Origin of the sequence: Rhizobium sp. NPDC090279 (assembly GCF_044769665.1) — a bacterium.
Classification (GTDB): Bacteria; Pseudomonadota; Alphaproteobacteria; order Rhizobiales; family Rhizobiaceae; genus Rhizobium.
This window is the reverse complement of sequence record NZ_JBIVYI010000010.1, coordinates 50191-71244: the sequence shown is the minus strand read 5'-3', so window position 1 is coordinate 71244 and position 21054 is coordinate 50191. Positions and strand designations below refer to the sequence as shown.

General features: G+C 60.5%; 23 protein-coding genes. 9 read left to right on the top strand and 14 right to left on the bottom strand.

Going from position 1 to position 21054, the window contains the following annotated elements:
* Positions 1–942 carry a histone deacetylase family protein gene (locus ACIQWP_RS24260; protein WP_402793111.1) on the bottom strand — a complete coding sequence of 314 codons (942 nt, stop codon included), beginning with the start codon at positions 940–942 and terminating at the stop codon, positions 1–3.
* 168 nt (positions 943–1110) lie between these two features.
* On the opposite strand from ACIQWP_RS24260, the gene ACIQWP_RS24255 reads away from it, so the two are divergent.
* Positions 1111–1512: an acyl-CoA thioesterase gene (locus ACIQWP_RS24255; protein ID WP_402793109.1), complete on the top strand. Its 402-nt coding sequence runs from the start codon at positions 1111–1113 to the stop codon at positions 1510–1512.
* Between the two features lie 6 nt (positions 1513–1518).
* On the opposite strand, the gene ACIQWP_RS24250 is transcribed toward ACIQWP_RS24255, so the two are convergent.
* The 3 genes from ACIQWP_RS24250 to ACIQWP_RS24240 are packed head-to-tail and all read right to left on the bottom strand — an operon-like array spanning position 1519 to position 3384.
* Positions 1519–2076 (bottom strand): biotin transporter BioY, encoded by a 558-nt coding sequence (locus ACIQWP_RS24250; RefSeq protein ID WP_402793107.1) that lies wholly within the window; start codon positions 2074–2076, stop codon positions 1519–1521.
* Between the two features lie 28 nt (positions 2077–2104).
* Positions 2105–2707, bottom strand: coding sequence for a CbiQ family ECF transporter T component (locus ACIQWP_RS24245; RefSeq protein WP_402793105.1), 603 nt, complete (start codon positions 2705–2707; stop codon positions 2105–2107).
* Positions 2707–3384: an energy-coupling factor ABC transporter ATP-binding protein gene (locus tag ACIQWP_RS24240; RefSeq protein WP_402793102.1), complete on the bottom strand. Its 678-nt coding sequence runs from the start codon at positions 3382–3384 to the stop codon at positions 2707–2709. Before ACIQWP_RS24240 ends, ACIQWP_RS24245 begins: the two co-directional genes overlap by 1 nt.
* Positions 3385–3491: 107 nt before the next feature.
* Between ACIQWP_RS24240 and ACIQWP_RS24235 the strand changes: the two genes are divergently transcribed.
* Both ACIQWP_RS24235 and ACIQWP_RS24230 read left to right on the top strand, forming a co-directional pair.
* Complete coding sequence (locus ACIQWP_RS24235) at positions 3492–4682, top strand: winged helix-turn-helix domain-containing protein (protein ID WP_402793100.1); 1191 nt, start codon at positions 3492–3494, stop codon at positions 4680–4682.
* A gap of 162 nt (positions 4683–4844) precedes the next feature.
* Positions 4845–5393 carry a GNAT family N-acetyltransferase gene (locus tag ACIQWP_RS24230; protein WP_402793098.1) on the top strand — a complete coding sequence of 183 codons (549 nt, stop codon included), beginning with the start codon at positions 4845–4847 and terminating at the stop codon, positions 5391–5393.
* 114 nt (positions 5394–5507) lie between these two features.
* Here the strand turns inward: ACIQWP_RS24230 and ACIQWP_RS24225 are convergent, their stop codons facing one another.
* Positions 5508–5969, bottom strand: a complete 462-nt coding sequence (locus tag ACIQWP_RS24225; protein ID WP_402793096.1) for an Lrp/AsnC family transcriptional regulator — start codon at positions 5967–5969, stop codon at positions 5508–5510.
* Positions 5970–6107: 138 nt separating this feature from the next.
* Here ACIQWP_RS24225 and ACIQWP_RS24220 point away from each other — a divergent pair, with 138 nt between their 5' ends.
* On the top strand, positions 6108–7352 hold the full coding sequence (locus tag ACIQWP_RS24220; RefSeq protein WP_402793095.1) for an argininosuccinate synthase: 1245 nt from the start codon (positions 6108–6110) through the stop codon (positions 7350–7352).
* 173 nt (positions 7353–7525) lie between these two features.
* Here ACIQWP_RS24220 and ribB read toward each other — a convergent pair whose 3' ends face one another.
* On the bottom strand, positions 7526–8629 hold the full coding sequence (ribB, locus tag ACIQWP_RS24215; RefSeq protein ID WP_402793093.1) for a 3,4-dihydroxy-2-butanone-4-phosphate synthase: 1104 nt from the start codon (positions 8627–8629) through the stop codon (positions 7526–7528).
* Between the two features lie 10 nt (positions 8630–8639).
* Complete coding sequence (aroC, locus tag ACIQWP_RS24210) at positions 8640–9737, bottom strand: chorismate synthase (RefSeq protein WP_402793091.1); 1098 nt, start codon at positions 9735–9737, stop codon at positions 8640–8642.
* A 423-nt stretch (positions 9738–10160) separates the two neighbouring features.
* Between aroC and ACIQWP_RS24205 the strand changes: the two genes are divergently transcribed.
* Positions 10161–10421 (top strand): DUF1344 domain-containing protein, encoded by a 261-nt coding sequence (locus ACIQWP_RS24205; RefSeq protein ID WP_402793089.1) that lies wholly within the window; start codon positions 10161–10163, stop codon positions 10419–10421.
* A gap of 113 nt (positions 10422–10534) precedes the next feature.
* On the opposite strand, the gene ACIQWP_RS24200 is transcribed toward ACIQWP_RS24205, so the two are convergent.
* The 4 genes from ACIQWP_RS24200 to ACIQWP_RS24185 all read right to left on the bottom strand — a co-directional run bounded on the left by ACIQWP_RS24200 (position 10535) and on the right by ACIQWP_RS24185 (position 14029).
* Positions 10535–11131, bottom strand: coding sequence for a histidine phosphatase family protein (locus ACIQWP_RS24200; protein ID WP_402793087.1), 597 nt, complete (start codon positions 11129–11131; stop codon positions 10535–10537).
* A 17-nt stretch (positions 11132–11148) separates the two neighbouring features.
* Complete coding sequence (gene fabI, locus ACIQWP_RS24195) at positions 11149–11967, bottom strand: enoyl-ACP reductase FabI (RefSeq protein ID WP_075855547.1); 819 nt, start codon at positions 11965–11967, stop codon at positions 11149–11151.
* 122 nt (positions 11968–12089) lie between these two features.
* Complete coding sequence (locus tag ACIQWP_RS24190; RefSeq protein WP_402793084.1) at positions 12090–13253, bottom strand: DnaJ domain-containing protein; 1164 nt, start codon at positions 13251–13253, stop codon at positions 12090–12092.
* Positions 13254–13570: 317 nt separating this feature from the next.
* Positions 13571–14029 carry an RT0821/Lpp0805 family surface protein gene (locus ACIQWP_RS24185; RefSeq protein WP_402793081.1) on the bottom strand — a complete coding sequence of 153 codons (459 nt, stop codon included), beginning with the start codon at positions 14027–14029 and terminating at the stop codon, positions 13571–13573.
* A 64-nt stretch (positions 14030–14093) separates the two neighbouring features.
* Here ACIQWP_RS24185 and pdxH point away from each other — a divergent pair, with 64 nt between their 5' ends.
* Positions 14094–14714, top strand: coding sequence for a pyridoxamine 5'-phosphate oxidase (pdxH, locus tag ACIQWP_RS24180; protein WP_402793079.1), 621 nt, complete (start codon positions 14094–14096; stop codon positions 14712–14714).
* Positions 14715–14717: 3 nt separating this feature from the next.
* Here the strand turns inward: pdxH and ACIQWP_RS24175 are convergent, their stop codons facing one another.
* A complete protein-coding gene (locus tag ACIQWP_RS24175; protein ID WP_402793076.1) occupies positions 14718–15776 on the bottom strand; it encodes a polysaccharide deacetylase family protein in 1059 nt (352 codons plus the stop codon).
* A 227-nt stretch (positions 15777–16003) separates the two neighbouring features.
* Here ACIQWP_RS24175 and ACIQWP_RS24170 point away from each other — a divergent pair, with 227 nt between their 5' ends.
* Positions 16004–17290, top strand: coding sequence for a serine hydrolase (locus ACIQWP_RS24170; RefSeq protein WP_402793074.1), 1287 nt, complete (start codon positions 16004–16006; stop codon positions 17288–17290).
* Positions 17291–17397: 107 nt separating this feature from the next.
* The gene (locus ACIQWP_RS24165) at positions 17398–17703 is read left to right on the top strand and encodes a pyrophosphatase (protein ID WP_402793072.1); all 306 of its coding nucleotides are present in this window, start codon (positions 17398–17400) and stop codon (positions 17701–17703) included.
* 13 nt (positions 17704–17716) lie between these two features.
* Here ACIQWP_RS24165 and tldD read toward each other — a convergent pair whose 3' ends face one another.
* Both tldD and ACIQWP_RS24155 read right to left on the bottom strand, forming a co-directional pair.
* Positions 17717–19132, bottom strand: coding sequence for a metalloprotease TldD (gene tldD, locus ACIQWP_RS24160; RefSeq protein ID WP_402793070.1), 1416 nt, complete (start codon positions 19130–19132; stop codon positions 17717–17719).
* Between the two features lie 63 nt (positions 19133–19195).
* Positions 19196–19819, bottom strand: a complete 624-nt coding sequence (locus tag ACIQWP_RS24155; protein WP_402793068.1) for an invasion associated locus B family protein — start codon at positions 19817–19819, stop codon at positions 19196–19198.
* Positions 19820–20157: 338 nt separating this feature from the next.
* On the opposite strand from ACIQWP_RS24155, the gene coxB reads away from it, so the two are divergent.
* A complete protein-coding gene (gene coxB / locus ACIQWP_RS24150) occupies positions 20158–21048 on the top strand; it encodes a cytochrome c oxidase subunit II (protein ID WP_402793066.1) in 891 nt (296 codons plus the stop codon).
* Positions 21049–21054 lie beyond the last annotated feature (6 nt).

Sequence of the window (21054 nt, the reverse complement as noted above, 5' to 3'; positions counted from 1 at the left end):
TCAACCTTTCATCATGCGTAGAATATGCATCCCCGCCGACTCGGCGAGGCCTTCCAGATCATAGCCGCCTTCGAGCAGGCTGACGACCCGGTTCTTCGCGCTGCGGTCGGCGACTTCGAGCAGGCGTCCCGTCGCCCAGTCGAAATCCTCGCCGGTGAGATTCAATTGGGCCAGCGGATCGCGGTGATGGGCGTCGAAACCGGCCGAGATGATGATGAGATCCGGGCGGAAGTCATTGAGCGCCGGCAGCACGCGAGACTTGAAGGCCTCGCGGAAATGATCGCCGCCGGTATTAGGCGAAAGGGGAGCGTTGACGATGGTGTTATGCGCGCCGCGCTCGTCCTTCTTGCCGGTGCCCGGATAAAGCGGCATCTGGTGGGTCGAACAGAAGAGCACGGACGGATCGTCCCAGAAAATGTCCTGCGTGCCATTGCCGTGATGCACGTCCCAGTCGACGATGGCAACGCGCTCGGCGCCATGGGCCCTTTGCGCATGACGGGCGGCGATCGCGGCATTGTTGAAGAAGCAGAAGCCCATGGCCTTGGTCTTCTCGGCATGGTGGCCGGGCGGGCGGGCCGCGACGAAGACATTGTCGGCCGCGCCGGTAAACACGTCATCGACCGCCGCCATGGCGCCGCCGACGCCGTGCATGATCGCCTGCAGCGTCTTCGGGCTGGCATAGGTATCTGCCTCGATCTGGTTGATCTCGCCCTCATCGCCCCTGTCCGGCATCGAACGCAGCACGAATTCCAGATGCGCTTCGGGATGCGCGAGCAGGATCGCATCTTCGTGGGCGGGCGGGGCTTTGCGCCGATCCAACCGCTCGAAGTTCGGGTGCTCCAGCGCAATGTTCAGCGAGCGCAACCGATCCGGCCGCTCCGGGTGGCCGGGTGGAACAATATGTTCAAGGAAGATCGGGTGTTCGTAAAGACGTGTGCTCATGGGACCAATCTATAAATGAGGTGTGACGCCTATTACAGGACATGGACCATGTCACTACAATGTCAACAATCCATCTTAACCACTTTGGGGTGGCGCCCGTTTACTTATCGAGACGCGGTGTTAAGCTTTCATTAAGGTCAGTATGGCGTCGGCCAGGGTTGTTGCGTGATGGCGAGAGTAGAACGATCCGATGTCATCGAGGTAAGGGTGCCGCCGCGCGATGTCGACCGCTACGGCCAGATGTTTATCGCCTCTTACATCTCGCAGGCGGAAACCGCGCTTTCGAATTTCTGGCGCACGCGGCCGCTGGTCGATGACGAGCCTGTTTATATTGCCAGGAAGGCGTCCTGTTCGCTGCACCGCGCCCTGCATTTCGACGATCTCGCCCGCTTCTCGGTCAGCGTCAACAAGATTGGTGGCAAGTCGATCGGCTTCATGGTCATGGTCGAGACCGGCAACGAACTGGCGGCGGAGATCGAGATACTCTGGCTCGCGGTGCGCGGCGACGAGCATGATCCGGTGCCGCTGCCGGAAGACACGCGCGACTGGCTCTACAAATATCTGGCTTGAGCTGACTTAGCCCCGCTGCGGCAGAAGCGGATAGCCAGCCATGACGGCGCGGCCGACGAGAGCTGCGACGACAGCCTTGATCACGTCGCCGGGAACAAAGCCCAGAGATCCGATAAAAGCCTTGCTGAAGCCGATATTGATGGCTAGCCAGGCAATGCCGAACGCATAGAGCACCACGACGCCGCCGATGACGGCAGCGATGAAGAACCCAACGCCTTGGACAAGGCTGCTCTGCTCTGCATTTACAAGCCGCTCCGAGAGATAGCCAGTGACGAAGGCGCCGAATATCCAGCCAAAGAAGAAGCCGGCTGTCGGGCTGACGAAGTAGGCAAGACCGCCGCGGCCTCCAGACAGTACCGGCAGGCCGATTACAATCAGCAGGCCGACGATCAGAACCGCGATCGTGCCACGCTTGGCGCCGAGCACGACTCCAGCCATCATAACACCGAGCGACTGGGCCGTGATTGGCACAGGAATAACGCCGATCGGGATCGGCGGCAGCAGGCCGAGCGCCACGATGATGGCGGCAAAAAGCGCCGAGAGGACGAGGTCGCGGGTGTTCATGGCGGCTCCTTCGCAAACAGATATCTGTTCAATGCCGCCGAATGCCGCGCGCGTCAATCGCAGCCGCGATATTGTCCGCATCCCGCAATGTCAGAATGATCAGCGGCGCGAGCGTCGTTACCAGACGTATCTTGATCCCCCGCGCCTGATGCGCTTCGCGGATGGCGCCATAACGGTCGAGAATCTCGGGCACGAAACGCATGACGAGGCCGACCGCAAGCCCGATATCGGCCGCTCTGAGCAGGCCGATTCTCTCGAGCGGCGTGGCAAGGGCGGTGATCTCGTCGATGAAAGCAGCCATCGATGTCGTCGCTGTTACCGCGGCTGCAAACAGCGCGAGCGCGGTCAGTCGCAGTGCCACGACGATGGCTAGCTGGAGCGGACCGACCAGGGCTGCGAAGACGGCGAGGACCGCAATCGAGATCAGAATGGGCCGCAGCCGCTTCAATGCCTCTCCGATCGACAGGCCGGTGCGAAAATAAAGTCCGGCGCCGGCAAGGTTTGCGCAGGCAAGCACGGCAATGGACTGGGTCAGGAAGAGCAGTATGCCGAGCGCGGCAAGCGCCAGCAGCTTCAGGCGCGGCGAGAGCCGGTGCAGCCAGGTATCGACGTCGACATGCAGCGTCTGCATCAGATGGCCAGCTCCCTGTAACGCGCAATCGCTTCGGCCGCCGGAGCATCGGCGATGAGCCGGCCCTGGTCGAACAAAAGCACACGCTCGAAATCCTCGAGCAGGGGCAGGTCGTGGCTGATGACGATGACATTCTCCGGCAGCCCCATGATGGTCTTCTGCACCAGCGCCCGGTTCTTGAGATCGAGCTGGTTGGTCGGCTCGTCGAGAATGAGAATGTCCGGGCCGGTGACCAGCACCGAGCAGAGGGCGGCCATCTGCAATTCGCCCCCGGAAAGTTCATGCGCCCGCCGCGCCGCCAGATGGCTGACGCCAAACCGGCCAAGAATGCCTTCGACCGCCGCATCGATCTCCGCCTTGTCATAGCCCCGCGCCTTCAGTCCATAGGCGATATCGTCGCGCACGATGGGCAGGATGATCTGGTTCTGCGGCGACTGGAATATATAGCCGACCTTGCCGAGCACCTTGGCCGCGTCCACGGCGGTATCGAGCCCGTCGACCACGACGCGCCCGGTCGTCGGCTTGACGAGCCCGTTGATCAGCCGCGCAAACGTCGTCTTGCCGGAGCCGTTGAGACCGATCACCCCGATGCGGCGCTCCCGAAGCGTGAGGTTCAGCGGAATGAGCGCGGTGCGCTTGCCGTAGTCGACGCCGGCGTTGTCGAAGCGGATATCCAAGCGGCTTTCCTGTTTCGTGGTGGTGTCGCGGAGCTATAGCGCATCGCCTGGATTTATCAAATCAGAGCCTCTTTGAAAGCATGGGAATTTATGCCTATGATCTGTCCATGACGAATCTGCTTTCGAATCGCGATGCCCGCCGCGTCTTCCTTGCCAAGCAGGGGCTCGCCAATCCGCCGAACCGCGCCTTGACCAAGGCGGGTCTGCTGCAGCTCATCCATGACATTGGTTTCGTGCAGGTGGATAGCATTGCCACCGTCGAGCGCGCCCATCACCAGATTCTGTTCTCGCGCAACCAGACCTATCGGCGCGAGCATCTGACGGAACTGCTGGAGAAGGATGGCGCGCTGTTCGAGAACTGGACGCACGACGCCTCCATCCTGCCGAGCGCCTTCTTCGTCTACTGGAAGCACCGCTTCCGTCGTGAGGACGAGGCGATCATCGAGCGCTGGCGCAAATGGCGCGGCGAGGGCTTCGAGGACGCATTCGAGGAAACCTATGAGCGCGTGCTGAAGAATGGCGCAATTACCGCCCGCGAGGTCAAGGCGGAGGATCATGTCTCCGGCGGCTGGTGGAACTGGCATCCAAACAAGACGGCGCTCGAATATTTCTGGCGTACCGGCAAGTTCGCCATTGCCGGCCGCACCAATTTCCAGAAGGTCTACGACCTTGTCGAACGCGTCTTGCCGAGCCATTTCCATGAGCCGGAAGTGGAGCACGACGAATTCGTCGACTGGGCCTGCCGCAGCGCGCTGCAGCGCCTGGGTTTCGCAACTTCAGGCGAGATCGCAGCCTTCTGGGACCTGGTGACGCCGCAGGAGGCCAAGAGCTGGGTCGAGACGCATCGAGACGAACTGACCGAAGTGCTGATCGAGCCAGCCGGTGACGGCAAGCCGCGCCCGTCCTTCGCCTTCCTCGATTTCCATGACACGCTCGATGGCCATGCGGAAGCGCCGGCGCGCATCCGCGTTCTGAGTCCGTTCGATCCGACCTTGCGCGACCGCAATCGTACGGAACGCCTGTTCGGCTTCTTCTACCGCATCGAGATTTTCGTGCCCGAGCCGAAGCGCGAATACGGCTATTACGTCTTTCCACTGCTCGAAGGAGACCGTCTGATCGGACGAATCGACATGAAGGCCGATCGCAAGACGGGGACGCTTGATGTCAAGCGCCTGTGGCTGGAGCCGGGCGTGAAAGCATCCGCCGGTCGGCTGGAGAAGCTGGAGGCAGAGCTGGAACGTGTCGCCCGTTTTACAGGGGTTGAGAAGGTCGTGTTTCTGGAGGGCTGGCGGGGATGATCACCTCCCCCTTGAGGGGGAAGGTCGCCGCATAGCGGCGGGTGGGGGTGATCGTTGGCTGGCTCTGGTGGCTGACGCAATCACCCCACCCCGGAGCTTCGCTCCGACCCTCCCCCTCAAGGGGAGGGTTAGGTAGAGACTCTTATGAAAAGGGAGGGTCTATTGTCGTCGCCAATTCTCGAAGGCCGTAATGTCAGGCTCCGCCCGCCATGCGCCGATGATGCCGATGTGCGTTTTGCCTTAGGCACGAATGCCGAGATCGCGGAGATGTACGGCATCAACAAGGAAGACATGAAGCCTGTCACCCGGGAAGGTGCCGCCCGGTGGGTGCAGTCGTTTGCAGAGCGCCCGCATGCCTGGGTGATCGAAATCAACGGCGCCTTCGCCGGCGAGATCAGATTGGACAACGTCAATCTCCAGGACAAGCGCGCGACAATGGCGATCGGCATCAGCAACCCGGCTTTGCTCGGCAAAGGCTTCGGCACCGAAGCAATCACTCTCCTGCTCAACCATGCCTTCGGCGAGATGGGCCTGCATCGGATTGGAATACGCGTGCTCGCCTATAACAAGCGCGCCATCCGCGCCTATGAAAAATGTGGCTTTGTGGTCGAAGGGCGAGAGCGGGAGACGGCCTATGTCAACGGCCGCTGGCACGACGACATCATGATGGGTCTGCTGGATCGCGAGTTTGTGTCGAGAAGCGACCACTAATTTGACTAGGAATCCAGTTGCCTGAAAAGCACCTCACGGTGCACGAGAGGGCAGATGCAGAACTTCCGCTCTACTCGGCAGTTTTGCAAACAAGGTTCGAGCAGTCCGTGTTACTCATCTCAATGGCAGTTCGAAGCTTTGCTTCAGCGTTTCCATCGGCACATCCGTCTTGACGTTCAGCACGCTGGGAATGCGTGTCAGATAGTCGGCCTGGAAGCGCCAATAGCTATGGAGATCCGCCGTGACGATCCGCAGGATTGCATCGCATTCCCCGGTCGTGAGGTAGCATTCCATCACTTCGGGAAACCGCCGTATTGCCTCGCCGAACTGGATCGTTATCTCGGCATCCTGTGTTTTAAACCAGACACGAGCAAAGACGGTAAGGCTGGCACCGACCTTTGTTGGATCAAGCACGGCCACGTAGCGATCAATGATACCGGCTTCCTCCAGCAATCGCACCCTTCGAAGGCAAGGTGAAGGCGATAACCCCACTTCTCTCGCCAACTCGACATTGGAGATGCGCCCATTTCGTTGAAGTACTCGCAAGATGCGACGGTCGATGTCGTCCAAGTTCATTGGCGTTTCCAGCCTCATAGTCCATGTATATTGGCATTTTATACCAAGATTTGATCTTTCCTTGCCTTCTTCGCAAGGTCATTGCGTAGAGGTTAGCCTAACATTCCATCCGTTCAACGCGAAGATGGAAACTCATTCATGCCGAAGAAGCTCAAGAAAATCGTACTCTCTTATTCAGGTGGCCTGGACACGTCGATCATCCTGAAATGGTTGCGGGAGACCTATCAATGCGAAGTTGTCACCTTCACTGCCGATCTGGGGCAAGGCGAGGAGTTGGAACCGGCACGCAAGAAGGCGGAAATGCTCGGGATCAAGGACGTCCGGATCGTGGATGTCCGCGAAGAATTCGTGCGCGACTTTGTTTTCCCGATGTTCCGCGCCAATACGCTCTATGAGGGCCAGTATCTCCTCGGCAGCTCCATTGCCCGCCCGCTGATCGCGAGGCACCTTGTCAGCATTGCCCAGGAGGTTGGCGCGGATGCCATTGCCCACGGGGCGACGGGTAAGGGCAACGACCAGGTTCGCTTCGAGCTGACCGTTAATGCCCTCGATCCCTCGATCTCGATTGTCGCTCCGTGGCGCGAGTGGGACATTCAGTCCCGGACGCAGCTCATTGAGTATGCCGAAAAGCATCAGATTCCCGTTCCCACGGACAAGCGGGGAGAAGCGCCCTTCTCGGTCGATGCGAATCTGCTGCATACCTCGACCGAAGGCAAAGTACTGGAAGACCCGGCAGATATCGCGCCGGATTATATCTATCAGCGAACGGTCGATCCCGTGCATGCGCCTGATGTGCCCGAAATCATCACGATCGGTTTCGAGAGAGGTGACGCGGTTTCTGTGAATGGTGAAAAACTGTCTCCGGCGGCACTTCTGACCGCACTCAACGAATTGGGCGGCAGGCATGGAGTCGGGCGGCTCGATCTGGTCGAGAACCGGTTTGTCGGCATGAAATCGCGCGGCGTCTACGAAACACCCGGCGGTACGATCCTGCTCGCAGCCCATCGCGGGATCGAGTCGATCACGCTCGACCGCGCAGCCGCTCATCTGAAAGACGAGATCATGCCGCGCTATGCGGAGCTGATCTATAACGGCTTCTGGTATTCACCGGAGCGGGAAATGCTGCAGGCGCTGATCGACCGCAGCCAAGCCTACGTCAATGGCGAGGTAACGGTGAGGCTCTACAAGGGTTCGGCGAGCGTTATTGCTCGCAGTTCGCCCGATTCGCTCTATTCTGCCGATCTCGTCACCTTCGAGGAAGGTTCGGGCAACTACGATCATCACGATGCCGAGGGCTTCATCAAGCTCAACGGGCTGCGTCTCAAAAGCTGGGCGACACGCAACAGGAAAACGGGCGGGCCTGGCTCGCTGCAAAATTTATAAGCGTTGCGGCGAAGCACCGGACTTAGGAGATGGAACTGCTATTCACCTCCCCCTCGAGGGGGAGGTCGCCGCATAGCGGCGGGTGGGGGTGACAATTGTTTGGCTCCGAAGGCCGACGCGATCACCCCACCCCGGAGCTTCGCTCCGACCCTCCCTCAAGGGGAGGGTGAAAGTCAGCAGATCTCCGTCTTGGCGATCTTGATGCCAAAACCTTCGAGGCCGACATAGTGGCGCTCGCGGCTGGTGAGCAGCTTGATCGAGCTGACGCCGAGATCCTTGAGGATCTGTGCGCCCAGGCCGATTTCCAGCCACTCGCTGTCGCGCGCCTGCGCCTCGGTATGGCTCTCGCGCTCGGCCTGGCGTGCCTTGCGGCCATTGTCGAAATGGCCGACGCCGACGGAACCTTCGCGCAGATAGACGATGATGCCGCGGCCTTCTTCGGCGATCTTCTTCATGTAGAAATCGACGGGCCGGCGCTTGCCGAAAATATCCTCGGCGACGCTTTCAGGATGCAGGCGCACCGGGATGTCGATGCCGTCACGAATATCCCCGAAGACGACGGCAAGATGCTGCATCGTGTCCCAGGGCAGGGAATAGGTATGGGCGCGAGCTTTGCCGAACGCCGTATCGATATCGAAGCTGGTGCCGAGTTCGATCAGCGTTTCCTTGCGCTGGCGATAGGCGATGAGATCGGCGACCGAGACCATCTTCAGCCCGTGCTGCTCGGCGAAACCGGCCACCTGCGGGCCGCGCATTACCGTGCCGTCGTCGTTGACCAGTTCGCTGATGACGCCGATCGGCGGCAGGTCGGCAAGCTTGCAGAGATCGACAGCGGCTTCCGTATGGCCCGAGCGCATCAGTACGCCGCCTTCGCGAGAAACCAGCGGGAAAATATGGCCGGGGCGAACGAAGTCTGTGGGGCCGACATTCGGATTGGCGAGATTGCGCACCGTCAGCGTGCGGTCGTCGGCGGAAATGCCTGTCGTCGTGCCGTGCTTGAAGTCGACGGAAACGGTGAAGGCCGTCGTATGGGCGGAATCGTTTTCCGCGACCATGGCATTGAGGTTCAGCCGCTTGGCCTCTTCTCGCGGCATTGGCGTGCAGACGATGCCGGATGTATGGCGAACGATGAAGGCCATTTTCTCGGGCGTGCAATGAACCGCGGCGACGATAAGGTCGCCCTCGTTCTCGCGGTCGTTATCATCCATGACGACGACGATTTCACCGGCTTCAAAAGCCCGGATGGCATCGACAACACGCTTCTGGTCGTAAGGCATCAAGAAATCCCTATCTCTGTTGGCCCGTCTGGCCGCGATCCCTCAGATAATGGTCGGCAACAGCACAGGCAACCATCGCTTCACCGATCGGCACGGCGCGAATGCCGACGCACGGATCATGCCGGCCCTTGGTGCGTACATCGACATTGTTGCCATCGGCATCGATCGACTGACGTTCCGTCAGGATCGACGAGGTCGGCTTGATGGCAAAGCGCGCCACGATCGGCTCGCCCGTGGAAATGCCGCCCAGGATGCCGCCGGCATGATTGGACAGGAAGATGCGTTTGCCGTCATTGCCCATGCGCATCGCATCGGCATTTTCCTCGCCGGTCAGCTCGGCGGATGCGAATCCCTCGCCGATTTCGACGCCCTTGACGGCGTTGATAGACATCAAAAGCGAGGCGATATCCTGGTCGAGCTTGCCGTAGATCGGTGCGCCGAGACCGGCCGGTACGCCCTCGGCGACGACCTCGACCACGGCACCAATCGAGGAGCCGGCCTTGCGGATGCCGTCGAGATACTCTTCCCAGATGGGGACGATTTCCGGATCAGGCGCGAAGAATGGATTTTGATCCACCTGAGCCCAATCCCAGTTAGCGCGGTTGATCTTGTGCTTGCCGATCTGCACCAGCGCACCGCGGATGGTGACGCCCGGCACGACGAGGCGAGCTATGCTGCCGGCAGCGACACGTGCGGCCGTTTCGCGCGCCGATGAGCGGCCGCCACCGCGATAGTCGCGAATGCCGTATTTGACGTCATAGGTATAGTCGGCATGGCCGGGGCGATAGCGCCTAGCGATCTCGCCATAATCCTTCGAGCGCTGGTCGGTATTCTCGATCAGCATCGAGATCGGCGTGCCGGTCGAGATCATCGTCTCGCCGTCCTCGTCCATCATCACGCCTGATAGTACCTTGACCAGATCGTCCTCGCGCCGCTGCGTGACAAAGCGTGATTGTCCCGGCTTGCGCTTGTCGAGCCAGACCTGAAGCTCCTCAAGCTTGAAGCGGAGGCCGGGAGGGCAGCCGTCGACGACGCAGCCGAGTGCCGGGCCGTGGCTTTCGCCCCAGGTGGTGACGCGGAAAAGGTGACCGAATGTGTTGTGCGACATGAAAAACGACCGGATTGGTGCAGCCTGGCGGGCAGGCCGCGTCTTGTCTCTTGTAATTTCGGCCCACTCATAGAGCATGATGCCGAAAAGTGTAAGCGGTTTTCGGGCGACATCATGCTCTACGTATTTGATTCCAATGCCGGATGATGATCGAGGCCGGTTCGGCCTTGATCATCATCCGGCGGAGGCCAAAATGCCGTAAGACAAAATCTTTCTTTCCGTTGTCACGGAAACGACGCTCTGCCCCATCTTGCGCTGGCCATCGGCATGGTAAACAAAGATTAATCCGAATTGTGGATTGTGACGATGCGTTCACCAATTGGGCGAGCATGGTCACCATTGTGGGCAACTTCCGCCATATTCGCAGTGTTTTCTACCGCGCATAAGAAATTACAGTAGATTTGACGTTAAGGGGTAACGACCATGCGCTTTTTTGTTGCGACGCTTTTGGCCACGGCAAGCTTGCTTGCTCCCGTCGCAGGCTTTGCCGAAAGCGCAGATGTCGAGGCAACGATCAAGAAGGTCGACACGAAGAACTTCAACATCACGCTGGATGACGGCAAGAACTATCAGGTGCCGGAGGACTTCGATTTCAGCGGCCTGCAGGCCGGCGTCAAGGTCGTGGTCTTCTACACCGAAGTCGACGGCAAGCGCGTCGTCAACGACCTTGATATCGTCCACTAAGTATCGTGGCCGCCGGATCACTGGTGGCCAACTGCAAATCCAGCACGTTGGAAACGATTATTCTACCGTAGTTTCCCGACCACAAAGCCGCTCGCGCTCAGTTGAGAGCCGCTCTACATCCAGCCGATGATCTTCATTTGCGGATCGACTTTGAGGATCTGGTCCTGATGGATCGGGATTTCCGCCGCCTCTTCCTTTTCGACATCGCCGATCAGACGGAACAGCGTGCGGATGACGCCGCCATGCGTGACACAGACGGTATGACGCTCGACGGATGTCAGCCATGAGCCGACGCGCCAGGACAGGATTTCGTAGCTTTCGGCGTCATCGCCAGGCGGGATGAAATCCCATTTGTTCGCCTTGCGCTCGGCAAGCCGGTCGGGTGCCGTTGCCTTCAATTCCTTGAGCGTAAAGCCCTCCCAGGCGCCAAAGGACAGCTCGACCAGCCTGTCGTCGGTACGATAGTCCTTGGGAGGCAGGCCCATGGCGTCGCGTGCGATTTCCATGGTTTCGCGCGTGCGCCGCAATGGGCTGGCGATAAAGTCGAAGGGCCGGTTTTCGAAGGCGAGGATTTCAGCCAGATCGATGCCGTTCTGCCGCGCCTGTTCGCGGCCGATCGAATTGAGGTCGATATCCTTCTGCCCTTGCAGGCGGCGCTCGGCATTCCAGTCGGTCTGACCGTGACGTATCACATAGAGGATGGGCGACACGGTCAGCTTCCTGTTGGTCAGTCCTTCGCGACGGAAATGTCGGGCGCGTCCACGGCCTTCATGCCGACCGTGTGGTAGCCGGAATCGACGTGGTGGATCTCGCCGGTAACGGCCGTCGACAGGTCGGACAGCAGGTAGAGGGCGGAATTGCCGACTTCGTCGATCGTGACAGTCCGCTTCAGCGGCGCATTGTACTCGTTCCACTTCAGTATATAGCGGAAATCGCCGATGCCGGAAGCGGCGAGCGTCTTGATCGGGCCCGCCGAAATCGCGTTGACGCGGATGCCGCGGCTGCCGAGGTCGACTGCGAGGTAGCGCACGCTTGCTTCCAGAGCCGCCTTTGCGACACCCATGACGTTATAATGCGGCATGACCTTTTCCGCACCGTAGTAGGTGAGGGTGATCATCGAGCCGCCGTCATTCATGATTCGCTCGGCGCGCTGTGCAACAGCCGTGAACGAATAGACGGAGATGTCCATCGTCTTGGTGAAGTTGTCGCGGCTGGTATCGAGGTAACGGCCGGTCAGCTCGTCCTTGTCGGAGAAGGCAATCGCGTGCACGACGAAATCGATCTTGCCCCATTTCGCTTCCAGCGTGTCGATGACGGCATCGATCGTTGCCGGCTCGGTGACGTCGCAATGGCCAGCCATGAAGGCGCCGAGTTCCTGAGCGAGCGGCTCGACGCGCTTCTTCAGAGCGTCGCCCTGCCACGTCAATGCGATCTCGGCTCCGGCATCCGAACAGGCCTTGGCAATACCCCACGCTATCGAACGGTTGTTTGCAACGCCTAGGATGACGCCGCGTTTGCCTGCCATGAGGCCAGTGGATTGAGCCATATTCTGCTCCCTTGAACTTTCGAATGACCCTGCCTATGGCATAGGCCGTTCCCCTGTTCAAGCATCGTAAAGATCATCAACTGTTAGGGATCGTAACAAAGGGTGCTGTTGTCACCAAAATTTCACAGGAAAAGTCCTTCGCGCATGCTGCGCATGAGATCCATGACCTTATCGTCGGGTTTTTCCCACAGCATCAGCCGCAATTCGACGATGAGATCGCCTTTTCCGCCATTGCCGTCGGGCAGTCCCTCGCCGGAAATGCGAACGACCTGATCCGAACCGGACCAGGCCGGCACCGTGATCTTGACCGGCCCGTTCAGTCCATCGACCGTGGTCTCGCAGCCGAGGACCGCATTCTCGATGGTAACGGGCAGGATCGTGCGCACATCGCTGCCGTCGAGCGTGAAGCGTCCGTCGGTCGACAGATGGACGGTAACGGCGACGTCGCCGCGCAGCATGCCCGGCAGTTTCAATCCCTGGCCCTTCAGGTGCAGCACCTGGCCATTGGAGATATCCGTCGTCGCCTGGAAGCGCGCCTCGCGGTTGTCGGGCAGCGGAACGGTGATCCAGCGGCTCTTCAGCATGTCCTCGATGGTCACTGTGGCTTCGGCGGCCACCTCCGGGGTTTTCTCCGGCGGCTTTTCAGGGGCATTGCCGCCCGTGATGCGTCGCACCAGCGAGCCGAGAATGCCGAAGGCGGAACGCGAGCCGGCCGAGGCGGCGGCCGTTACGAATTGCTCTTCTTCCATCTGCGGCTCTTCGGCTGCCGCGGTATTGGGTTGCTCGTGCGGTTTTTCTGCCTGCTGTGCGCTGGCTTCCGCCGTGGCTTGCGCCTGCTGCGCCTGGCCAGCCTTCACCCCAAAAATCCGCTCGACCACGTCTTCCGGAGATTCGGCGGCACTACCCTGTTGGCCGGAGGCGGCAGAGGCAGCCGCCTTGCGGGCGTTGGCTCGGGCAAGCTCTTCCATGATCTTCTCGGCTTTGGCGCGTGCCGCCTTCGCCCGCTCGGCGGCGTCGCGCGCGGCCTGCCGCTGCTGTATGATCGTCTTTTCCTGGCTCTGGCCTTTCGCCTCGGCCATGCGCGCGATCTGATCGTAGCGGCTCCGCTTGTGCGGGTCCTTCAGCGTTTCGTAGGCACGGCCGATTTCGGCAAAACGCTCCGACGCCGTCGGATCGCCCGGATTGTGATCGGGATGGGCAGTCTTTGCCAGGTTGCGCCAGGCGGCCTTGATTTCGTCCGCTCCAGCATCCTTCCTAACGCCCAGCACCTTGTACGGATCGCGCATCTTTCCCGCCATTATTCATGGGTGTGCTCAGTCCCATCGCAGCACCCCAAAGTAAAAATCCCGTTGATCGCGCTTCGCCACCTTGCTTCCTTTTGGGGGGAGGCAAGGCCGATGCGCGGATGAACCAATCCTGCGGGAAAAGTTGCTAATCAGGCGTTACGGCGGGCGGGGGCCGGCGATCCCCATTTCGAGGCATGGTTAGCCGATCGCTAACGGGTGGCGCCAGGAATTCGCACTCGGATACGGAGCGCCCGAGACAACATCATGCCCGCACGTCTGAAATGCTTTGAAGACCATGGTAAAGAGGAAAGCGGCGATCAGCCTGCCTGCTGGAAGCTGAGCAATTGCCATTCGCCCAGACCGACGAGGCAGGTTCTGCCGGAGAAGTTGGCGATGCCCTGATAGGAATGCCGGCTGGTGCGGAATTGTCGGCAGACCACGCCGGAGGCATTGCTTTCAACGATTGCGTCGATGACGCCGGCGCTGCCGGTCGAGGCATTGGCCCAGGGGACGGGCTGTCCGTTGAGCTTGTGAAGGTCCGCCGACGTGACGGCATTGCGCACCGTGGTTTCGTCGGACATGCTGTCTGTCGTTACCGGGGCGGTGGGTACCGTGCCGGTGGAAACGCTGCGATCCACCTTGGCGGAACTCAGATAGTCCATGCCGCCGCCGACGCAGCCGCCAAGAGCAAAAAGGGAGACTAGGGCGACTGCCATCGTCACGCCTTTTGCAAGCTTGCGCTTTGTATGAACGATCGACTTTGCTATGACTTCCACCCGAACATTTTGACCAGCCAGAGGGGCCAGCGGTTATTAGGAATTGCGGAGCATTTGAATTAATATGTCGGAAAACGAGTTAACAAGCGGTGACTTCACCGAGCAGAACGAGCCTTTCACTCTTTTTGCGTCCTGGCTGCGCGAGGCCGAGACCACCGAACCGAATGATCCGAATGCGGTTGCGCTGGCAACGGTGGATAAGGATGGTTTGCCAAATGTCCGCATGGTTCTTCTGAAGGGTTTCGATAGCGACGGATTCGTATTCTATACAAATTTCGAGAGCCAGAAAGGCCAAGAAATTCTTTCCCAGAAGAAAGCTGCCATGTGCTTCCACTGGAAGTCGTTGCGACGCCAGGTGCGCCTGCGCGGCCTGGTTGAAGTTGTGAGCGACAAGGAAGCGGACGAATATTTCAAGACCAGGGCGCGCGGCAGCCGCATCGGCGCCTGGGCCTCGAAGCAGTCCCGCCCGCTCGAGGGCCGGTTCGCACTGGAAAAGGCGGTTGCCGAATATACCGCCCGCTATGCCATCGGCGATATTCCGCGCCCGTCCCACTGGTCGGGCTTCCGCATCCGGCCGCTTTCGATCGAATTCTGGCACGACCGCCAGTTCCGTCTGCACGATCGCATCGAGTTTCGCCGGGCCATGCCGGAAGGCGCCTGGCAGAAGGTGCGGATGTATCCGTAAATCCTATGCTGTTTCCCGGCGCCCCATCAGCCGCATGGGGATGCCGGAGGCGAGAGCCGACGCATAGCGCGGCTTCTGGTAGTGACCGTTCAGCGATAGCCGCGGCAGCATTAGCGGCGCATGGCCGATCGTTGCGGTGATCGTGCCGGGGCGGGTGGTGACGCCGACCGAAAAGCCGAGTTCCGCCGCGAGCCGGCCCTCGCGCGGCGAGACGGCCTCGTCCGTGCCATAGGGATAGGCGATGGTCGCCGGGCGCTTTCCGGCGATGTCGGCGACATAATCCGCCGAAAGCGCCATTTCCGCTGCGGCCTCGGCTTCCGTGAGCCGCGCCAATGCCCGGTGGCTCACCGTGTGCGCGCCGAGCGACGCAAGCGGATGACGAGCCAGTTGCCTTAATTCGTTCCGATCCATGATCGATGCGCCGACGATGTCGAGCGGCTCCAGGCCGTGATGCCGGGTAAGCTCATCGATGCGGTCGACCGCTTCGCTTTCCTCTTGGCTATGGACGAAGGCGGCGAAGCGAGCAAATGCCGCGTGCTTCTGGCCGTCCCTGCCGAGCGGCAGAAATTCTTCCCCCGATCCGAAATCGAATCTCAGCCGATCCAGCCGACCAAGCAGCTCGGCGAGCGTCTCCCACCATATGCTGTGGCTTCGCTCCGAAAGCCCCTGGGCGACAAAGACGGTAAAGGGCGCATCGTGACGCGCAAAGACCGGCAGGGCGTGATCGAGATTGTCCCGGTTGCCGTCGTCGAGCGTGAAGGCGACGAAGGGCGGCTTGCCGAAGGCGTCCTTTGCTCGTGAGGGAAGGGCGTCGAGTGCGATGAACTCGTAGCCATCCCGTTTCAGCCGCGTGATCGCGCGATCGAGAAAGTCGGGCGAAACTTCCAGATGCGCATTGGGGGCAAAACGGCGGGAGAGAGGAGGACGCACGTGATGAAGGGTAAATATCGTGCCGAGGCCCGCAACGTCGCGCATCAGCCCCGCACCCTTCAGGATTGCGGCAGCCTCCAGCCCGCTGGAGATCATCGTGCGCTTGAGGCGGACCTTGATGCCCTGTTCCATGCGGCTCGACCCGGTTGATCAATGTCAAGGCTGTAGCGCATCCCCGTTAAACCTTACTGAATCTTTGTCATAATTTCCAATGCGTTAATGGTTATTTTACCAGGAACGGCAAAATTGAAGAACTATCGAGGCTGTTGCCTCAATATCGCACCGATATCAGGTTTTTTGTCGCAAAATCATACAGGGATTGATGCGGTGTGTTGGCATTCTTTCGGTTGGGGACAATTATGAAACGACTTCTGATGGCTTTGTCTGCAGCCGTCTTGCTATTGAGCGCTCCTGTGGCGAGCTTCGCGGGCAGCGCCTATTTCATCATGGATGCGAAGACCGGCAAGGTACTGGCATCAAGCAATGCGGATGACCTCAACCATCCGGCATCGCTGACGAAGATGATGACCCTGTACATGGCCTTCGAGGCGATCAATCGCGGCAAGCTGAGCTGGAACACGAGGATACCGGTCTCGCGCGCCGCCGCTGCCAAACCCCCGACCAAGCTCGGCCTGAAGCCTGGTGGGACGGTGACCGTCCGCGAAGCCGTCGACGGCATGATCATCAAGTCCGCCAACGATGCCGCAGCCGCCATGGCGGAAGCGCTCGGCGGCAGCGAAAGCGGCTTTGCCCGGCTGATGACGCAAAAAGCGCGCGAAATCGGTATGCGCCGTACCACCTTCCTCAATGCTTCCGGTCTTCCGAACATGCAGCAGTGGACAACGGCTCGCGATATGTCGACGCTCGCCGTCGCGCTCATCAACAACTATCCCCAGGAATACCGGCTCTTCTCGCAGGCAAGCTTCAACTATCGTGGCCGCAGCGTTCGCGGCCACAATAATCTGATGTATCGCTACGAAGGCATGGACGGCATCAAGACCGGTTACACCAATGCCTCCGGCTTCAACTTGGTCAGCGCCGTGCGCCAGGGCAATCGCCGCGTGATCGGCGTCGTCATGGGCGGTGCCACCGCGCGCGGCCGTGATGCGCTGATGGCCTCTCTGCTGGATCGCTATGTGCCGAAGGCTAGCCCAGTCTCGACCTCGCGCCTGCTGGCGAGCGTCGGTGGCGGCAAGGCGGCAAAGCAGGTCGAAGTGGCGTCCGCGTCGGACGACGTTGCCGTGGATGTCGATACGCAGACCACCGCGGCGACGCCGCGCAAGCGCGTCGAGGTCGTTCCGATGGCATTCGCCGCTGCCTCGAACGTCACCGTGCCGATGGATCGCCCGGCTGCGATGGACGAGATCCTCGTTGCCAACAAGCCGGCTGCGACCGGTAGCTGGCAGGTGCAGATCGCCGCAACCCCGACGGCTCAGGCCGCCAAGGACCTGCTTTCCGAAGCGAAGTCCAAGGCCGGCAATGCACTCGCTAACGCCTCGCCCTATACCGAGGCTGTCGGCAAGGGCGGCAACACGGTCTATCGCGCCCGCTTCGTCGGCTTTGCAAATCGCGACGATGCGAATTCCGCCTGCTCCGCGTTGAAGCGCAAGGACTTCGATTGCATGCTGCTGCCGAGCAAGGGCTGAGCATAATCTCAATTGGATAAGAGCGAGCCGGTGGGGCGCATCTCCGCCGGCTCGACTTTTTTGCGGGAATCGTTCATGAATGTCAGGAACATAAAGGGAACGATTTCATGCTGAAAGATCTGATGAAGCAATTCGAGACGGCTTCGGCGACCTATGCCGCCGAAAACGGCCTGGAGCGCGACGACGATTGGTTTGTCCTGAAACTCCAGGAGGAGATGGGCGAGCTGATCCAGATATGGAACCGGATCACCGGCCGCGGGCGCCGCAAGGGCATGAGCGAAGAGGAGCTTGCGACGGCGCTCGCCGATGAAACGGCCGATGTGCTCGGCCACATCCTTCTTTTCGCGCACAGCAACGGCCTGGATCTGACCGCTGCCGTCGAGCGCAAGTGGCTCTTCCGCCCGCAGGAGTAATGAGGAGGGGGCTCTAAGCCTTGGTGCCGCCCACCGTGATCTGGTCCATCCGCAGATGCGGCTGGCCGACCCCGACGGGGACCCATTGACCGCCCTTGCCGCAATTGCCGATGCCGGTATCGAGCTTCATGTCGTTGCCGATCATCGTCACGCGCTTCATCGCATCCGGGCCGTTGCCGATCAGCATGGCGCCCTTGATCGGAGCGCCAACCTTGCCGTCCTCGATGAGATAGGCCTCGGTGCAGCCGAAGACGAACTTGCCGGATGTGATGTCCACCTGGCCGCCGCCGAAGGAGACGGCATAGATGCCCTTCTTCACCGAGGCGATGATCTCTTCCGGCGTCTTGTCGCCGCCGAGCATGTAGGTGTTGGTCATGCGCGGCATCGGCGTATGGGCATAACCCTGACGACGGCCGTTGCCGGTCGCCTTCAGGCCCATCAGGCGGGCATTCTGCCGGTCCTGCATGTAGCCGACGAGTTTGCCGTTTTCGATCAACACGTTATAGGCCGAGGGCGTACCTTCGTCGTCGACCGTGATGGAGCCGCGACGGTTCTCGATCGTGCCGTCATCGACGACGGTGACGCCGGGCGCGGCTACCATCTGGCCCAAAAGGCCGGCGAAGGCCGATGTCTTCTTCCGGTTGAAATCGCCTTCCAGCCCGTGACCGACAGCTTCATGCAGCATGACGCCCGGCCAGCCGGAGCCGAGCACGACGTCCATCGTGCCGGCCGGCGCCTCGATCGCCTCGAGATTGACGAGCGCCTGACGCAAGGCTTCGTCGGCGCCGTGGTGCCAATTGTCCTCGCTGACGAAATCGCCGAAGCCGATGCGTCCACCCGTGCCGAAGGAGCCAGCCTCCTGCCGGTCGCCGTCACCCACGATCACCGAGATGTTGATGCGCGTCATCGGACGGATGTCCCGCACGCGGTGGCCGTCGGCGCGGAGGATGTCGACCACCTGCCAGCTCGCGGCGATGGATGCCGTCACCTGCCGCACCTTGTCGTTCTTGTCGCGCAGATAGCTGTCGATCCGCTGCAGGAGTTTGGCCTTCTCCTCGAAGCTCGGCGTGCCGATCGGGTTCTCGTCGCCATAGAGCACCTTGTTGGTGCGCTGGGGCGCAGCTGCATAGGAGCCGGCATAACCCGACGTCACCGCGCGCACGGCATCGGCGGCGCGCTTCAGCGCGGCTTCGGAGAGATCGCCCGCATGCGCGTAGCCCACCGCTTCGCCGGCAACGGCGCGCAGGCCGAAGCCCTGTTCGGTGTTGAAGCTGCCGCCCTTCATCCGACCATTGTCGAATGTCAGCGATTCGGCCTGGACATGCTCGATGAAGAGCTCACCGTCGTCGGCGCCCGAAAGCGCCTCGGCAACGATGCCGCGCAACTTGGCTTCATCGGCATCGAAAAGAGTAAGGAGATCGGTATTCATGGGTCAGGTGCTCCGTTCAGAGCCGATGTAGGCTTCGCACGGCGCAAGAGCAAGCCCATCCCGTCAGGGAAGGGCGTCATAGCCTTCGGCGAAGCCCTTCAGATCCACCGGAATGCCGATGCCTTCTTCCGGCGACTGGAAGACGATGAAGGTTGCCGTGGCGCCACTGCGCAGCGTCTTCAGCAATTCGTCCTCGAGCACGACTTCGGCGTAGCAGCCATCCGAGAAGCAGCGCACGAAATAGGCGCGACCGATATCCTTGCCGTCGATGTTGAGGCCGAGGCCGTTCGGCAGTAGCACGCCGAGCGGGGCCAGCACGCGCAGGATCTTGGACTTGCGGTCAGCCGTCTTCAGCACCACGACGGAAAGGCCGATTTCCGGACGATCCTCGGCGATCACGTTCTGCATCAGCGCGCATTGCTCGGTTGAAGCACCGGCCGGCTTGTCGCAGACGACGGACCAGGCGCCATGGCTCGAACGGACCGTACCCGGCGGTTGCGGAACCTGGCTGGTCGGCACCTGCTGCGTATGCGGCTGCTGCTGGCCCGGCTGGTCTGGCTGCAACTGTTGGGTCTGCTGCGCCGGCGGCTGAGTCTGCTGTGCCTGTTGCGCCCACGCGGGCGAGGCGACCGCGGCAGCGACGCTGCCGGTAACAAGCAAAAGCCGGGCGAGGGAACGAAAACCCATGGAAACCTCTAGATTCGAATCAGTGCCGATATTGTTGAAGCCCAGGCCGGCAAATGAAAAGCCCCGGGTGCTGGATTCCAACCGACTGCGGCGGAAATACGACGTCTACTCCATTTTGTCCCGGCGGCGCCATGGACCATGATGCAATTTTTCGTATGATGATGAAATGCTTGCCATGTCCGGGACAGGCATGGGGGGAATATTCGCGCAAAAATGCCGCACTAACAAATGTCGTGAGTTGTTGCGGAGCACCCCAAACTGTGGTTTGAAGCGCAATGGATTGTAGGGATACTGCGTTTGAGGAAGATCTGGGATCAAACGCTGGAGGGAGAGACATCGTGATTAAAAGAGCTTACGCGGCTCTGGCGGCTATGATCTGTCTGCTTTTTGCGACAGGTAGTTACGCCGATCAGCCGAGACCTTGGGAAACCGGTATGCAGCAGGCGGCAACCGGCAACATGCATCAAATCCGCTGGTTTGAAGCATACACGCTTTGGTTTATCATTCCGATCACGCTGCTTGTTCTGGCCCTCCTTGTGGTGGTCATGGTCAAGTTCCGGGCTTCCAAGAACCCGGTTCCGTCCAAGACGAGCCACAATACGCTGATCGAAGTTGTCTGGACCATCGGTCCGGTCCTCATTCTTCTCTTCCTGGCTATTCCCTCCTTCAATCTGCTGACCGACCAGCTGACCTTCCCGGAGAAGACGGACGTCACCGTCAAGGCGACGGCGACGCAATGGCAGTGGAATTACGAATATGAAAACGGCGGCGCGACGCCGCTCGCATTCGATTCCTTCATGCTGAAGGAGCCGGATCGCGCAGCAGCCGGCAAGGAAGACAAGTCGAAATATCCGCGGCTTCTCGCCGTCGACAACGAAATGGTCGTTCCGGTCGGCAAGAACGTGCGCGTTCTCGTCACGGCCGCGCCGACCGACGTCATCCATTCCTTTGCCATGCCCGCCTTCGGCGTCAGGATCGACGCCATTCCGGGCCGCCTGAACGAAACCTGGTTCAACGCTGACCGCGAAGGTCTGTTTTATGGACAGTGTTCCGAGCTCTGCGGCAAGGATCACTCTTTCATGCCGATCGCCATCCGTGTCGTCTCCGATGATCAGTACAAGCAGTGGCTGGCTGCCGCTGCAACTGATCTGAGCAAGGCGAACAAGGCTCTGATGGCCGCCGTCGATCAACCGACGACCGTCAAGGTCGCCGAAAACACGGCGAAATAAGAGGGA

What these genes read in the sequence shown, in the direction of transcription:
- ACIQWP_RS24260 (WP_402793111.1), bottom strand. Translation starts at nt 942, where the DNA reads ATGAGCACACGTCTTTACGAACACCCGATCTTCCTTGAACATATTGTT.
- ACIQWP_RS24255 (WP_402793109.1), top strand. Translation starts at nt 1,111, where the DNA reads ATGGCGAGAGTAGAACGATCCGATGTCATCGAGGTAAGGGTGCCGCCG.
- ACIQWP_RS24250 (WP_402793107.1), bottom strand. Translation starts at nt 2,076, where the DNA reads ATGAACACCCGCGACCTCGTCCTCTCGGCGCTTTTTGCCGCCATCATC.
- ACIQWP_RS24245 (WP_402793105.1), bottom strand. Translation starts at nt 2,707, where the DNA reads ATGCAGACGCTGCATGTCGACGTCGATACCTGGCTGCACCGGCTCTCG.
- ACIQWP_RS24235 (WP_402793100.1), top strand. Translation starts at nt 3,492, where the DNA reads ATGACGAATCTGCTTTCGAATCGCGATGCCCGCCGCGTCTTCCTTGCC.
- ACIQWP_RS24225 (WP_402793096.1), bottom strand. Translation starts at nt 5,969, where the DNA reads ATGAACTTGGACGACATCGACCGTCGCATCTTGCGAGTACTTCAACGA.
- ACIQWP_RS24220 (WP_402793095.1), top strand. Translation starts at nt 6,108, where the DNA reads ATGCCGAAGAAGCTCAAGAAAATCGTACTCTCTTATTCAGGTGGCCTG.
- ribB (WP_402793093.1), bottom strand. Translation starts at nt 8,629, where the DNA reads ATGCCTTACGACCAGAAGCGTGTTGTCGATGCCATCCGGGCTTTTGAA.
- aroC (WP_402793091.1), bottom strand. Translation starts at nt 9,737, where the DNA reads ATGTCGCACAACACATTCGGTCACCTTTTCCGCGTCACCACCTGGGGC.
- ACIQWP_RS24205 (WP_402793089.1), top strand. Translation starts at nt 10,161, where the DNA reads ATGCGCTTTTTTGTTGCGACGCTTTTGGCCACGGCAAGCTTGCTTGCT.
- fabI (WP_075855547.1), bottom strand. Translation starts at nt 11,967, where the DNA reads ATGGCTCAATCCACTGGCCTCATGGCAGGCAAACGCGGCGTCATCCTA.
- ACIQWP_RS24190 (WP_402793084.1), bottom strand. Translation starts at nt 13,253, where the DNA reads ATGCGCGATCCGTACAAGGTGCTGGGCGTTAGGAAGGATGCTGGAGCG.
- pdxH (WP_402793079.1), top strand. Translation starts at nt 14,094, where the DNA reads ATGTCGGAAAACGAGTTAACAAGCGGTGACTTCACCGAGCAGAACGAG.
- ACIQWP_RS24175 (WP_402793076.1), bottom strand. Translation starts at nt 15,776, where the DNA reads ATGGAACAGGGCATCAAGGTCCGCCTCAAGCGCACGATGATCTCCAGC.
- ACIQWP_RS24170 (WP_402793074.1), top strand. Translation starts at nt 16,004, where the DNA reads ATGAAACGACTTCTGATGGCTTTGTCTGCAGCCGTCTTGCTATTGAGC.
- ACIQWP_RS24165 (WP_402793072.1), top strand. Translation starts at nt 17,398, where the DNA reads ATGCTGAAAGATCTGATGAAGCAATTCGAGACGGCTTCGGCGACCTAT.
- tldD (WP_402793070.1), bottom strand. Translation starts at nt 19,132, where the DNA reads ATGAATACCGATCTCCTTACTCTTTTCGATGCCGATGAAGCCAAGTTG.
- ACIQWP_RS24155 (WP_402793068.1), bottom strand. Translation starts at nt 19,819, where the DNA reads ATGGGTTTTCGTTCCCTCGCCCGGCTTTTGCTTGTTACCGGCAGCGTC.